Origin of the sequence: Noviherbaspirillum sp. (genome assembly GCF_036563305.1) — a bacterium.
Taxonomy (GTDB): domain Bacteria; phylum Pseudomonadota; class Gammaproteobacteria; order Burkholderiales; family Burkholderiaceae_D; genus Noviherbaspirillum.
Genome location: NZ_DATCMQ010000016.1, coordinates 92,783 through 106,488, shown reverse-complemented (window position 1 = coordinate 106,488; position 13,706 = coordinate 92,783). Strand labels below are relative to the sequence as shown.

The window sequence follows — 13,706 nt, the reverse complement described above, 5'->3', positions numbered from 1 at the left end:
TCGACTGCAAACGATGAAAGCCATGATTTTCGCTGCGGGCCGTGGCGAGCGGATGCGCCCCCTGACCGACACCTGCCCCAAGCCGCTGCTAAAGGTGCGGGGACGGCCGCTGATCGTCTGGCACGTGCTGAACCTGGTACGCGCCGGCATCAACGAGATCGTCATCAACCATGCCCATCTCGGCGGCATGATCGAGGAAACCCTCGGCGACGGCACGAAATTCGGCGCCCGCATCGCCTACTCGGCCGAAGGCGCCGCGCTCGAGACCGCCGGCGGCATTGCCTATGCCCGCCACCTGCTGGGGGACGATCCGTTCGTGGCCGTCGCGGCGGACATCTACTGCCCGCATTTCGATTTCACCCAGGTCCTCGACGCGCTGCAGGACAACGACGTCTGGGGAAACCCGCATGCCCCGGACAAGCGCGACGTCGCCTGGCTCTACCTGGTGCGTAATCCAGCGCACAATCCGCTCGGCGATTTTGCGCTTAACAGCTATTCCGTCGCCAATGAAGGCGACCCTCGCCATACCTTCTCCGGCATCGGCGTCTACCGCCCCGAGATCTTCGACGCCATCACCGCCGGCACCCCCGCCAAGCTTGCGCCCATCCTGCGCGAGTACGCGGCCCGCGGCCAGGTTGGCGGCGAGCTGTATCGCGGCGACTGGACCGACGTCGGCACCCCGGAACGCCTGGCGCAACTGAACGCTTGAAAGGAAAATGATGAAATCCTATGCAGCCCGCCGCGCCGCGCTGATGGCGCAGATGCAGGCCAAAGGCGGCGGCGTCGCCATCCTCCCGACGGCGCGCGAAGTCATGCGCAACCGCGATGCCGACTATCCTTACCGGCACGACAGCTATTTCTACTACCTGTCCGGCTTCAGCGAGCCGGAGGCGGTGATCGTGCTTGTCGCCGGCAAGCGCAACCAGTCGATCCTGTTCTGCCGCGAGAAGAACCTCGAGCGGGAAATCTGGGACGGCTACCGCTATGGCCCGGAAGCGGCGCGCGAGGCCTTCGGCTTCGACCTTGCCTATCCGGTGTCGGCGCTGGCTGCCGAGATGCCGAAGCTGCTCGCGAATGCGCCCGCGCTTTTCTATGCACTGGGCGCGGACAGCAGGCTGGACGCGCAAGTGCAGGACTGGCTGCAGGACGTGCGCATGCAGGGCCGGGCCGGGGTGGTCGCGCCCTCCGTCGTGCACGACGTGCACGTGCTGCTGGACGAGATGCGGCTGGTCAAGGATGCCGACGAGATCGCCCTCATGAAGCAGGCCGCGGAGATTTCGGCGGCGGCGCACCGGCGGGCGATGCAGGCGGTGCGGCCGGGGCTGCGCGAGTACCACCTCGAGGCCGAGCTGCTGCATGAGTTCCGTCGCAACGGGTCGCAGTTCCCGGCGTACGGCTCCATCGTCGCCACCGGCGCAAACGCCTGCGTGCTGCACTATCGCGCCGCCGACGCCGAGATTCGCGACGGCGACCTGGTGCTGATCGATGCCGGCTGCGAGCTGCACAGCTACGCCTCCGACATCACCCGCACCTTTCCCGCCAACGGTCGCTTCAGCGGCCCGCAGAAGGCGCTGTACGAACTGGTGCTGGAGGCGCAGGCGGCAGCGATCGCCGAAACCGCGCCCGGCAAGCGCTTCATGGACGGCCATGACGCGGCAGTACGGGTGCTGGCCCAGGGCATGCTCGATACCGGCCTGCTCGACAAGGACAAGGTCGGCAGCCTCGACGACGTGATCGAGAAAGGCGCCTACCGCCAGTTCTACATGCACCGCACCGGCCACTGGCTCGGCATGGACGTGCACGATGTCGGCGAATACCGCGAAGCCTCGGTGGTCGAGGGCGAGAAGCCCTGGCGCACGCTGCAGCCGGGAATGGTGCTGACGATCGAACCAGGCATCTACGTCCGCCCCGAGCCCGGGGTGCCGGAACAGTTCTGGAACATCGGCATCCGCATCGAGGATGACGCGGTAGTGACCGCCGAGGGCTGCGACATCATCACCGAATCGGCGCCGAAGACGGTTGCCGATATCGAAGCCGTGATACGCGGCTGAGGCGGTCATGGCGGGAACGGACTTCGACATTGCGATCAGCGGCGCGGGGCCCGTCGGCATGTCGCTCGGCCTGATGCTCGCTGCACGGGGCCTGCGGCCCGACAGGATCGCCCTGGTCGATGCCAAGACCGTGGACCAGGTGCGCAGCGATCCTCGCTCGATCGCCCTCTCCTATGGCAGCCGGCAGATCCTCGAGGACATCGGCTGCTGGCCGGTACCGTCCGATCCCATCCACCAGATCCACGTGTCACGCCGCGGGCAGTTCGGCCGCACGCTGATCGACCGCGACGACTACCAGGTCGAAGCGCTCGGCTACGTCGCCCGCTACGGCATGCTGGCGTCGGTGCTGGCGGGCGCCACGGAACGCTGCGGCATCGTCAGCCTGCGCCCGTCCCTCGCAAGCTCCGCCCAGGAACGCGAGGACGAGGTCGAACTCCGCTTTGCGGATGGCACGTCGATCACCGCTGGCATCCTGGTGCAGGCGGAGGGAGGCGTGTTCACCGACCAGGATGCGCGCGCGCAGCGGCGCGACTACGGCCAGACGGCGCTGATCGCCACCGTGACGATGAGCGCGCCCGTCCCTCACCGCGCCTACGAGCGCTTTACCGATGAAGGCCCGCTGGCGATGCTGCCGCAGGATGACGGCTACGCGATGGTGTGGTGCGTGCGCCCGGACACGGCATCGCGGCTGCAGACGCTGCCGGACAGCGATTTCATCCCGGCGCTGGAACGGGCGTTCGGCGGTCGGCTCGGCAGCGTCATTGCAGTGACGCCGCGCGTTGCCTTTCCGCTCGGCCTGAATGCCCACGAGGCGCTGACCCGCCGCATGGTCGCCATCGGCAACGCGGCGCAGACCCTGCATCCGGTCGCCGGCCAGGGCCTGAATCTCGGCCTGCGCGACGCGGCGGTGCTGGCCCGGCTGCTGGCGTCCGATGCCACGCCCGACAAGCTTGCCCGCTATGCGGCGGCGCGCCGAGACGACCGCGGAATGACCATCAGCCTCACCGACACCATGGCCCGCATCTTCGCGTCGGGGCCGGCAGGTTCGCCTTCGCAGGCCGCCCTCGGCCTGTCCCTGGCGCTGCTGGACAGCTTCAAGCCGGCGCAACGGCTGCTCGCCGACCACATGATGTTCGGCCGCCGGACATGAAAAAAGCCGCGCATGCGCGGCTTTTCACCCGTGGGCGAATCGGCGTCAGGAAGACTTCAACGCCACCAGCACTTCGTCCAGCATCTTCTTGGCGTCGCCGAACAGCATCCGGTTGTTCTCCTTGTAGAACAGCGGATTGTCGACGCCCGCATAGCCGGAAGCCATGCTGCGCTTCATGACGATCGAGGTCTTCGCCTTCCAGACCTCCAGCACCGGCATGCCGGCGATCGGACTGGTCGGATCCTCGGCGGCCGACGGATTGACGATGTCGTTGGCGCCAATCACCATCGACACGTCGCAGTCCGGGAAGTCCTCGTTGATCTCGTCCATTTCCATCACGATGTCATAAGGCACCTTGGCTTCCGCCAGCAATACGTTCATATGCCCCGGCATGCGCCCCGCCACCGGATGGATGGCGAAGCGGACGTTGACGTTCCGTTCGCGCAGCAGCTTCGTGATCTCGTACACGGTATGCTGGGCCTGCGCCACCGCCATACCGTATCCGGGAACGATGATGACGTTCTTCGCGTCGCGCAGCATCTCCGCGGTCTCGGCGGCACTGACCGGAACCACTTCCCCGGCCGGTACGGCGGCATCGCCTTTCGGCGCCGCCTTGCCGCTGTCGCTGCCGAAGCCGCCCGCGATCACGCTGATGAAGTTGCGGTTCATCGCGCGGCACATGATGTAGGAGAGGATGGCGCCGCTGGAACCGACCAGCGCGCCGGTCACGATCAGCAGGTCGTTCGACAGCATGAAGCCCGTCGCCGCCGCGGCCCATCCCGAATAGCTGTTCAGCATCGAGACGACAACCGGCATGTCGGCGCCGCCGATCGCCATCACCATGTGGATGCCGAACAGCAGCGCAATCACCGTCATCACCACCAGCGGCACCATGCCGGCATCGATGGACTCGGCCTGCAGGAAGCGGGCGCCGAACCAGACCACCACCAGCAGGCCAGCCAGGTTGAGCAGATGGCGGCCGGGCAGCAGCAGCGGCTTGCCGCCGATGCGGCCGGACAGCTTGCCGAAGGCGATGATCGAACCGGAAAACGTCACCGCGCCGATCAGGATGCCGATGTAGATCTCGACCTCGTGAATCGCCTTCTCGGCGCCGCTGAAACCGGCAGAGGCAGCCGGATCGATATAGCTGGCATAGCCGACCAGGGTTGCCGCCAGGCCGACCAGGCTGTGCATCAGCGCGACCAGTTCCGGCATTTGCGTCATCTGCACGACGCGCGCCGCATACAGACCGATCGCCGCGCCGACGACCATGGCGCCGATGATCCACGGGATGCCGGCGCCGGTGACGGAAGGCCCGAAGACCGTCGCCAGCACCGCCAGCGCCATGCCGATCATGCCGTACAGGTTGCCGCGCCGCGCCGACTCGGGGTGCGACAGGCCGCCCAGGCTGAGGATGAACAGGATGATCGCCCCGATGTAGGCGACCGTTGTGAGACTCGCAGTCATTATTGTTGTCTCCCTTATTTGCGGAACATCGCCAGCATGCGGCGGGTGACGGCAAAGCCGCCGAACATGTTGATCGCCGTGAGCACGATGCCGATCACCGCCAGCCAGCGGATCCAGTCGTCCGGTCGTCCGCTCCCCGCGTCAAGCGGCGGCGCCACCTGCACCAGGGCGCCGATGGCGATGATGCTGGAGATCGCATTGGTCACGCTCATCAGCGGCGTATGCAGGGAGGGCGTGACGTTCCACACCACCATGTAGCCGACGAAGCAGGCCAGCACGAACACCGTGAAGTGGCCGAGGAAGGCCGGCGGCGCATACGCGCCGACCGCCCAGAACAGCAGCGCGGCCACGCCGAACAGGACGGCGATGCGCGAGCCGGATGCGGGGGCCCCGCCTGCGCCGTGGCCGTGGCCTTTCGCCTGCGCCACCACCGGCTTGGCGGCGGGTGCCGCAGCCGGCGCCGCCGACAGTTTCGGCGGCGGCGGCGGCCAGGTGATGCTGCCTTCCTTGATGACGGTCGCGCCGCGGATCACCTCGTCGTCCATGTTGACGTTCAGCGTGCCGTCCTTGTTCTTGCACAGTTCTTCCGTCAGGCGCAGCAGGTTGGTCGCGTACAGCGTGCTCGACTGCTTCGACAGGCGGCTCGGCAGGTCCGCGTAGCCGATGATGGTCACGCCGTGACGCACCACCACCTCGCCGGGCACCGTCAGCTCGCAGTTGCCTCCCTGCTCCGAGGCGAGGTCGACGATCACGCTGCCCGGTTTCATCGACTGCACCATCTCGGCGGTAATCAGCTTGGGCGCCGGCTTGCCGGGGATGAGGGCGGTCGTGATGATGATGTCGACCTCCTTCGCCTGCTTCGCGAAGGTGGCGCGCTGCGCCAGCTGGAAACCTTCGCTCATCACCTTTGCGTAGCCGCCGACGCCGGAGCCTTCCTCCGTATAGTCGACGCCGACGAATTCGCCGCCCATCGACTTGACCTGGTCGGCCACCTCGGGCCGGGTGTCGTTGGCGCGCACGATGGCGCCGAGGCCGGATGCGGCGCCGATGGCCGCCAGGCCGGCGACGCCCGCGCCGATCACGAACACCTTCGCCGGCGGTACCTTGCCCGCCGCCGTGATCTGTCCGGTGAAGAAACGGCCAAAGTGATGCGCCGCCTCGATCACCGCGCGATAGCCCGCGATATTGGCCATCGAGCTCAAGGCGTCCATCTTTTGCGCGCGCGACATGCGCGGCACGCTGTCCATTGCCAGGACGGTCACATTGCGCGCCGCCATCTGCTGCATAAGTTCCGGGTTCTGCGCCGGCCAGATAAAGCTCACCAGGGTCGTCCCCGGCCGCATCAAGCCGATTTCCGTCGCATCGGGGCCGCGCACCTTGAACACCACGTCGGCCGCCGCCCACAGTTCCGGCGCCCCCGCCGCGATGCTGGCGCCCGCCGCGCGGTAACTGTCGTCGCTGAAGTTGGCCGCATCGCCGGCGCCCGACTCGACGATCACGGAAAAGCCGAGCTTGATCAGCTTCTCCACGACATCGGGAACAGTCGCAACCCGCTTCTCGCCCGGGAAGACTTCCCTTGGCACCCCGATCATCAGAGGCATGTGTTTCCCCTTCTCTTTTGTTGATTATTCGTTCTGCAGACAGGGTGGCGCTGCGCCGATGGACGTCGGCGCAGCGCCCTGGCCGCCATCGCTTGCGGCCGCCGGACACTGGCAATTCTTACATCGATCTTACACGGAAACCAAAAATTAGCACAACCGTTCGCTTTTCATTCAGTCAGGCGGAGGCCGGGCGGCGTCTCAATCTAGCCTCATTTTGCTTCTCCCTCGCCGGCCGAAATCACCCGATTGTGGCAGATCAATAACTTACACCCATCCTGGTGAAAGGATGCCTAGCTTCAATACTTGCGGACAGCGCCGCACCGCCATGCAAGGTAAAATGTCGCCCTCTTTAAGGAACACCATGTCTGAAGTCTGGAAACCTTCTGTCACCGTCGCCGCCATAATCGAACGGAACGGCCGTTTCCTGCTCATCGAGGAGGAAACCAGCGACGGCATCCGCTTCAACCAGCCTGCGGGCCACCTCGATCCCAACGAGTCGCTGGCCGATGCCGTGGCCCGGGAAACGCTGGAAGAAGCTGCCCATGAATTCTTCCCCACCGACCTCGTCGGCCTGTACATGTCCAGCTATGTCTCCTCGCGCACCGGCAAGGAAGTCACCTACCTTCGCTTCGCATTCTGCGGCGAAGTCGGGCGCGCCCTCGACCGTCCGCTTGACGAAGGCATACTGCGCGCGGTCTGGATGACACGCGAGGAAATGGTCGCCTGCGAAAGCCGCCACCGCAGCCCGCTGGTCTTGCGCTGTGTCGACGACTATCTCGCGGGCCGCCGTGCGCCCCTGTCCCTGATCTATACGCACCCGAGCGTCACCGGAGCGACGAGTGGCTAGAAAACGTGTCGTGATCGGCATGTCGGGCGGGGTGGATTCGTCGGTTTCCGCCTGGCTGCTGAAAGAACAGGGCTACGAGGTGATCGGCCTGTTCATGAAGAACTGGGAAGACGACGACGATGCCGAGTACTGCTCGACGCGGCAGGACTGGATCGACGCCGCAAGCGTCGCCGACGTTGTCGGCGTCGACATCGAGGCGGTCAATTTCGCCGCCGAGTACAAGGACCGCGTGTTCGCCGAATTCCTGCGCGAATACCAGGCGGGGCGCACCCCCAATCCGGACGTGCTCTGCAATGCCGAGATCAAGTTCAAGGCCTTCCTTGACCACGCCATGGCGCTTGGCGCCGACCTGATCGCGACCGGCCATTATGCGCGGGTCCGGCAGGCGGACAACGGGCGCTTCGAGCTGCTCAAGGCGCTCGACGCGACCAAGGACCAAAGCTATTTCCTGCACCGCCTGAACCAGGCGCAGCTCTCCAAAACACTATTTCCGCTGGGCGAGATTCCGAAGACCGAAGTGCGCAGGATTGCCGAAAGGATCGGCTTGCCGAATGCGCGCAAGAAGGATTCAACCGGCATCTGCTTCATTGGCGAGCGGCCGTTCCGTGAATTCCTGAACCGCTACCTTTCCTACAAGCCAGGCCCGATGAAGACGCCTGAAGGGAATGTGGTGGGCGAGCACGTCGGCCTCAGTTTCTACACGCTTGGCCAGCGCAAGGGCATCGGACTGGGCGGCATGAAGTCCTACCAGAATGCCGCGGGCAGCAGCGACGCCTGGTACGTGGCGCGCAAGGACGTCGAGAGCAACACCCTGTACGTGGTGCAGGGACATGATCATCCCTGGCTCCTGTCGTCCCGGCTGGCGGCCGGCCAGGCCAGCTGGATCGCGGGCGAGCCGCCGGCCGCGGGGGCGCTTGCGGCCAAGACGCGCTACCGCCAGGCCGACACGCCCTGCTTGCTGGCGGATCCCGCGCCGTCCGCATTCTCGCTCTCCTTTCCCTCCGCGCAGTGGGCGGTCACGCCGGGCCAGTCGGCCGTGCTGTATGACGGGGATGTCTGCCTTGGCGGCGGCATCATCGATACGGCGCGCGCCTGAGCGCGCAGCGCCTTATTCCTCCCCTACCCCTCCTGAAACCGGGCTCTTGAGCCCGGTTTTCCATTGTTCTCTTCCCTTCGGCAACACCTTTGCTTTCCGTCTCGACAGACGTGCATGACATTTGTCCCGCATCGATAAAAAAACCTTGCGCGGCCGATTGAGTTAGTCAATAATCGAAATAAGAATGGTTCGCATTTACAAGGAGCAGCAATGGATTTCCCGACGCAAGTGAAGAAGCCCGATGCGAAGGCTCGTTCAGCGACGCCTGCACTGGACGCCGTGCGCCTGAAAAGCGAAGACCTGTTCCAGCAGCGGCGCGAAATCGAGATCGAGCATCAAGGTCGGATCTACCGCCTGCGTCTGACCCAGCTGAACAAGCTGATCCTGACTGCCTGAAGGCAGCCCGCGCCCGGAGCAAGCGAATTGCACGCAACCAGCCAGCCTGCGAATGTCGACGCCAGCCACGTCATAGAAAGGAAGACCCTGATGGCCACCGACACGATGGATCCCGCGTTTTATGAACCGTCGGCGCGCACGCAGCCGGAGCTGCTGCTGTCCGCCGTCCTGCACCTGATGTCGCATTACACCGCCCACGCCCAGGAGTCGCAGGCATGTACCCGCCTGGCTTCGGTCATCGAGCGGCACCTCAAGGTGCTGGCGGAACTGCCCGAGCTTGCCCCGGTATTGCAGGCGACCTGCCTGCAGCTGTCGGAGCAGTGGGCCAGCCTGGTGGACCGCACCATCCGGCCTGCGCAGCGCCCGAGCCTTTTTCTGCGCCTGATTGCCGGCAACCGCACCCACTGACCTAGCAAAAGGAACCCATCACATGTCCAGACAAGACCAGTCGATCATCCTCGGTCCACAGCCGCCAACCCGGGCTTCCAACAGTCGCAGCTCCGCGGTGGACGCGGCAAAGCAGCCCTCGGCGGCCTGACAGTATCCCTCCATCAAACCGTCCATTCCCCGGATAACAGCAAGGTGCTTCAATGATCGTTTGTGTCTGCCACAATGTCTCCGACCGAAGAATCCGCCAGGCCGTCAGGGAGGGCGTGTCGAGCATGCCCGAGCTGCGCGCCGAACTGAGCGTCGGCACCTGCTGCGGCAAATGCCACTCCTGCGCGAAGACCGTGCTGCGCGAGTGCCTCGAGGAGGGTGCACGCGAGCCGCAGCCTGTACTGTTCCAGCAGGCGTTCGCCGCCTGACGCACCGCGCAGTCTGGTCGCCTTCGAGCGGCCTGCCGATGCCGTGGCGTGCGGCAATGAACACCTTCCCTCTCAAAGCAGGCGTACCCCCTGCGAATGATTCTCGCTAACGAAATGCATGTACCTCGGTGAAGAACCCGGAGCGCTGCGCTATCATGACCGCCTGATGCGACTCCACTACACTTACTGCCGAGGTTTTCATGAAGGGTGATCCGAACATTATCCGGTTGCTCAACGCGCAACTGACCAACGAACTCACCGCGATCAACCAGTACTTCCTCCATGCACGGATGTACAAGCACTGGGGCTTCGAGAAGATCGGCAAGAAGGAGTACGAGGAATCGATCGGCGAGATGAAACATGCCGACCGGCTGATCGACCGTATCCTCATGCTGGACGGCCTGCCCAATCTGCAGGCGCTGCACAAGCTGATGATCGGCGAGAACACGCAAGAGATGCTGGAATGCGACCTCAAGCTGGAACAGCTGTCGCAACAGACCGTCAAGGATGGCATCGCCGCCTGCGAGACTGCCCGTGACTTCGTATCGCGGGAGCTGCTGGTGGAAATCCTCGACGACACCGAGGAACATATCGAGTGGCTGGAGACGCAACTCGACCTGATCAATACGGTCGGCCTGCAGAACTACCTGCAATCGCAGATGGGTGAATAAGCGACGTCGGCATGTAAGCGCCGGTCCGTAAAAAAAGGCAGCCTCGGCTGCCTTTTTCATTGGCGGTATCCGCCGACCACCTGTTGCCTACTGCGGCAGCGTGTCCTTGAACGACTGCCGCTCCGACAGCTTGTCGAACAGCTTGGCAAGGTTGGGATAAGTCTCGCGCCATTCGATTTCCGGAAAGCGGAAGGACAGCCAGCCAAGGGCGCAGCCGACGGCGACGTCCGCAAGCGTGTAATGGTTGCCGCAGCAGTAGGGGGTGTCGTTCAGGCCCGCCGACATCGCCTTCAGTCCGCCATGCACCTTGCTCATCTGGCGGTCTATCCAGGCCTGGCTCTGCAATTCGCCGGCGCGCTGGGTGCGCTCCAGGCGCACCAGCACTGCGGCGTCGAGCACGCCGTCGGCCAGCGCTTCCCAGCATTTGACTTCGGCACGCTCGCGGCCGTTGGGCGGGATCAGCTTGCATACCGGGGTCAGGGTGTCGAGATACTCGACGATGACGCGCGAATCGAACATGGCGCCGCCGTCCTCCATCACCAGGCAGGGCACCTTGCCGATCGGGTTCGACTGCTGGATCTTGGTGTCCGGCGCCCAGACATTCTCGAGGATCAGCGTGTAATCGAGCTTCTTTTCCGCCATCACGACGCGGACTTTGCGGACATAGGGACTGGCGAGGGCACCGATGAGTTTCATAGATGGGTATGGTAAGAATCGATTGCGATTATAACATTGAGGAACCTCAGCTTCCCCGACGGGAGGCGCCGCCGACAGTCGGCGTTCCATGCCCGATGGTCAATGGTAGAATGCCCGCCTACTCTGCACTTGGGGATGCTTTCCCCGACGTTGCGCGCTTTTTCACTACTTCTGGCCCGACCATCATGCCGCTTTCCCCGCTTTCCGCCCTATCCCCGCTGGACGGCCGTTATGCCGCCAAGACCGACAAGCTCCGCCCTATCCTTTCGGAGGCGGGCTTCATGCACCATCGCGTCAAGGTCGAGATCGCATGGCTGCAGGCGCTGGCGCAGGCCGGCTTTGCCGAGATCAAGCCCTTCTCGCCGTCGGCGGCGGCGCTGCTGGACAAGCTTGCGGCGGAATTCAGCGAGAACGACGCCGAGCGCATCAAGGAAATCGAAGCCGTCACGAATCATGACGTCAAGGCCGTTGAATACTGGCTCAAGGAGAAGGTGAAGGACGTCCCGGAGCTGGTCGCCGCTTCCGAGTTCATCCACTTCGCCTGCACCTCGGAGGACATCAACAATACCTCCCACGGGATGATGCTGAAGGCGGCGCGCGACACCGTGCTGCTGCCGGCACTCGATGCCGTGACGACCAGGCTCACCGAACTCGCGCATGCGCACGCCGCGCTGCCGATGCTGTCGCGCACCCACGGCCAGCCGGCCAGCCCGAGCACGCTCGGCAAGGAAATCGCGAACGTGGTGGCGCGCCTGCGCCGTGCGCAGAAACGAATCGCCGCCGTAGAGATCCTCGGCAAGATGAACGGCGCGGTCGGCAACTACAACGCTCACCTGTCCGCCTATCCCGACTTCGACTGGGAATCCTTCTCGCGCGCGGTGATCGAGCAGCGCCTCGGCCTGGTGTTCAACCCGTACACGATCCAGATCGAGCCGCATGACTACATGGCGGAGCTGTTCGATGCGGTTGCGCGCGCCAACACCATCCTGCTCGACCTGAATCGCGATATCTGGGGCTATATCTCGCTCGGCTATTTCAAGCAGCGCACCAAGGCGGGCGAAATCGGTTCGTCCACGATGCCGCACAAGGTCAATCCGATCGATTTCGAGAATTCGGAAGGCAATATCGGGATGGCGAATGCCGTGCTCAAGCATCTCGCCGAGAAGCTGCCGGTGTCGCGCTGGCAGCGCGATCTGACGGATTCCACCGTGCTGCGCAACATCGGCGTCGCATTCGGCTACGCGATCCTGGCCTATGACAGCTGCCTGCGGGGACTGAACAAGCTCGAAGTCAATCCGCAGCGCCTGGCGGAAGACCTCGACGCGACCTGGGAAGTGCTCGCCGAGCCGGTGCAGACCGTGATGCGGCGCTACGGCGTGGAGAATCCCTACGAGCAGCTCAAGGAACTCACCCGCGGCAAGGGCATCTCGAGGGAAGGCCTGCAGGAATTCATCAACGGCCTCGCCATTCCGCAGTCCGCCAAGGACCAGTTACTGGCGATGACGCCGGCAAACTACATCGGTCGCGCCGAGAAGCTGGCACGGGAAATCTGACAGTGCCCCAGGGCGGCCCGCCACGCCGGCCGCCCCTGCGCCGCCGGCGCCCTCATAAAGTCCGTTGTGCAACTTATGCAGGCCGCTTGTAGAATGGGCAGGCGGCCGCCCGCCACCGCGGCGGCCGACCGTGACGCCGTCCGTTCCCCATCAGCCAAGGAAATCGCATGAAGCATATCCTCGCCAGCATTGCATTGACCGCCCTCGCAACCGTTCCGTTTGCCGCCCAGGCGCAGTTCGCCAAGGTCGAAGACGCCGTCAAGTACCGCCAGTCCGTGTTCACCGTGATGGGCAACCATATGGGCCGCGTCGGCGCCGTCGTCAAGGGTGAGCGGCCGTATGACAAGGCGGCGGTGGAAGCCGATGTGGCGGTGATCGAAACCATGAGCAGGCTGCCGTGGAATGCTTTCCCGCAGGGCTCGGAGCAGAATTCCAAGGCCAAGCCGGAAATCTGGAAAGAACAGGACAAGTTCAAGGCAGGCGGCGACAAGATGCAGGCCGAAGTGGCCAAGCTGTCGACCGCGGCGAAATCCGGCGACCTGAACGCCATCAAGGCGGCCTTCGGCGCCGTTGGCCAGTCCTGCAAGGCCTGCCACGACAACTACCGCAACAAGTAGGAACGGCTTGCGCAGAAAAAACGCCCGGCTTGCCGGGCGTTTGCTTTTTGGGCATCCTTGATCAGAACGCTTTCGGCGGCAGCGTCACCAGGTAGTAGACAAACCCGGCGCAGGCCGAAAGTAATAGCCCGGCGAAAAGCCGCATGCCCCAGGAGTCGTTTGCCGCAGGCGCCTCGGCCTCGACTTCCTGGTCGCCGGTGATCATCGCGGCGGCAAGGCGCTTGCGCCGCACGACGCGATAGAACAGGATGGCCAGGACATGCAGGCCGACCAGCACATAGATCAGCAGCGAACCGACTTCCGCGTGCAGCCAGGTGAGCTGGTCCGACAAGTCCTTGTTGATGAATTTGGCGAGCGGTCCCTCGCTCGCGATATCGTCGTTTGCCATCATGCCGGACACCGCCTGCATCAGCAGTATGCCGAGCATCGCAAAGACCGACAGCGCGCCAAGCGGGTTGTGGCCGGCCACATGCCGCGTCCGTCCGTCGCCATCCTTGCGGCCCCGAAGATAGCCGACGATCGTTGAAGGCCCGTAGATGAAACTGGCGAAGCGCGCGTAGCGGGTGCCGAGGAAGCCCCAGAGCAGGCGGAACAGCAGCAGCGTCAGCACGGCGTAGCCGGCCCGGAAATGCCATTCCAGCGCATTGCCGCCGATGTTCTGCGTCACCACCGCGACCACGATCAGGATCGCCAGGATCCAGTGGAACAGGCGCAGCGGCAAGTCCCAGACACGCACTTTCTTCATCCGTTGTTCC

At 64.4% G+C, this 13,706-nt stretch carries 15 protein-coding genes; 11 read left to right on the top strand and 4 right to left on the bottom strand.

From position 1 onward, the window contains the following. The first annotated feature begins 13 nt into the window (after positions 1-13). The 3 genes from murU to VIM12_RS16895 are packed head-to-tail and all read left to right on the top strand — an operon-like array spanning position 14 to position 3,201. On the top strand, positions 14-709 hold the full coding sequence (murU, locus tag VIM12_RS16905; RefSeq protein WP_331942838.1) for an N-acetylmuramate alpha-1-phosphate uridylyltransferase MurU: 696 nt from the start codon (positions 14-16) through the stop codon (positions 707-709). Between the two features lie 10 nt (positions 710-719). Next, the gene (locus VIM12_RS16900; RefSeq protein WP_331943860.1) at positions 720-2,051 is read left to right on the top strand and encodes an aminopeptidase P N-terminal domain-containing protein; all 1,332 of its coding nucleotides are present in this window, start codon (positions 720-722) and stop codon (positions 2,049-2,051) included. Between the two features lie 7 nt (positions 2,052-2,058). Then, the gene (locus VIM12_RS16895; RefSeq protein WP_331942837.1) at positions 2,059-3,201 is read left to right on the top strand and encodes an FAD-dependent monooxygenase; all 1,143 of its coding nucleotides are present in this window, start codon (positions 2,059-2,061) and stop codon (positions 3,199-3,201) included. A gap of 45 nt (positions 3,202-3,246) precedes the next feature. On the opposite strand, the gene pntB is transcribed toward VIM12_RS16895, so the two are convergent. Together pntB and VIM12_RS16885 are read right to left on the bottom strand one after the other, a co-directional pair. After that, positions 3,247-4,668: a Re/Si-specific NAD(P)(+) transhydrogenase subunit beta gene (gene pntB / locus VIM12_RS16890; protein WP_331942836.1), complete on the bottom strand. Its 1,422-nt coding sequence runs from the start codon at positions 4,666-4,668 to the stop codon at positions 3,247-3,249. A gap of 14 nt (positions 4,669-4,682) precedes the next feature. Beyond that, the gene (locus tag VIM12_RS16885; protein WP_331942835.1) at positions 4,683-6,269 is read right to left on the bottom strand and encodes a Re/Si-specific NAD(P)(+) transhydrogenase subunit alpha; all 1,587 of its coding nucleotides are present in this window, start codon (positions 6,267-6,269) and stop codon (positions 4,683-4,685) included. Positions 6,270-6,630: 361 nt separating this feature from the next. Between VIM12_RS16885 and VIM12_RS16880 the strand changes: the two genes are divergently transcribed. From VIM12_RS16880 to bfr, 6 genes are all read left to right on the top strand, one after another. Next, positions 6,631-7,116 (top strand): NUDIX hydrolase, encoded by a 486-nt coding sequence (locus VIM12_RS16880; protein ID WP_331942834.1) that lies wholly within the window; start codon positions 6,631-6,633, stop codon positions 7,114-7,116. Next, positions 7,109-8,212 (top strand): tRNA 2-thiouridine(34) synthase MnmA, encoded by a 1,104-nt coding sequence (gene mnmA / locus VIM12_RS16875; protein ID WP_331942833.1) that lies wholly within the window; start codon positions 7,109-7,111, stop codon positions 8,210-8,212. Before VIM12_RS16880 ends, mnmA begins: the two co-directional genes overlap by 8 nt. A 210-nt stretch (positions 8,213-8,422) precedes the next feature. Beyond that, on the top strand, positions 8,423-8,608 hold the full coding sequence (hemP, locus tag VIM12_RS16870; RefSeq protein ID WP_331942832.1) for a hemin uptake protein HemP: 186 nt from the start codon (positions 8,423-8,425) through the stop codon (positions 8,606-8,608). A 90-nt stretch (positions 8,609-8,698) separates the two neighbouring features. Then, positions 8,699-9,016 carry a hypothetical protein gene (locus VIM12_RS16865; protein WP_331943858.1) on the top strand — a complete coding sequence of 106 codons (318 nt, stop codon included), beginning with the start codon at positions 8,699-8,701 and terminating at the stop codon, positions 9,014-9,016. Positions 9,017-9,198: 182 nt separating this feature from the next. Next, positions 9,199-9,414: a (2Fe-2S)-binding protein gene (locus VIM12_RS16860; RefSeq protein WP_331942831.1), complete on the top strand. Its 216-nt coding sequence runs from the start codon at positions 9,199-9,201 to the stop codon at positions 9,412-9,414. A gap of 200 nt (positions 9,415-9,614) precedes the next feature. Then, positions 9,615-10,085 (top strand): bacterioferritin, encoded by a 471-nt coding sequence (gene bfr / locus VIM12_RS16855; protein WP_331942830.1) that lies wholly within the window; start codon positions 9,615-9,617, stop codon positions 10,083-10,085. 87 nt (positions 10,086-10,172) lie between these two features. Here the strand turns inward: bfr and VIM12_RS16850 are convergent, their stop codons facing one another. Beyond that, positions 10,173-10,781: a glutathione S-transferase family protein gene (locus VIM12_RS16850; protein ID WP_331942829.1), complete on the bottom strand. Its 609-nt coding sequence runs from the start codon at positions 10,779-10,781 to the stop codon at positions 10,173-10,175. 185 nt (positions 10,782-10,966) lie between these two features. Between VIM12_RS16850 and purB the strand changes: the two genes are divergently transcribed. Continuing rightward, positions 10,967-12,334 (top strand): adenylosuccinate lyase, encoded by a 1,368-nt coding sequence (purB, locus tag VIM12_RS16845; protein ID WP_331942828.1) that lies wholly within the window; start codon positions 10,967-10,969, stop codon positions 12,332-12,334. Positions 12,335-12,501: 167 nt separating this feature from the next. Then, a complete protein-coding gene (locus VIM12_RS16840) occupies positions 12,502-12,951 on the top strand; it encodes a cytochrome c (RefSeq protein ID WP_331942827.1) in 450 nt (149 codons plus the stop codon). Positions 12,952-13,012: 61 nt separating this feature from the next. Here the strand turns inward: VIM12_RS16840 and VIM12_RS16835 are convergent, their stop codons facing one another. Continuing rightward, positions 13,013-13,696, bottom strand: a complete 684-nt coding sequence (locus VIM12_RS16835; protein ID WP_331942826.1) for a cytochrome b/b6 domain-containing protein — start codon at positions 13,694-13,696, stop codon at positions 13,013-13,015. Positions 13,697-13,706 lie beyond the last annotated feature (10 nt).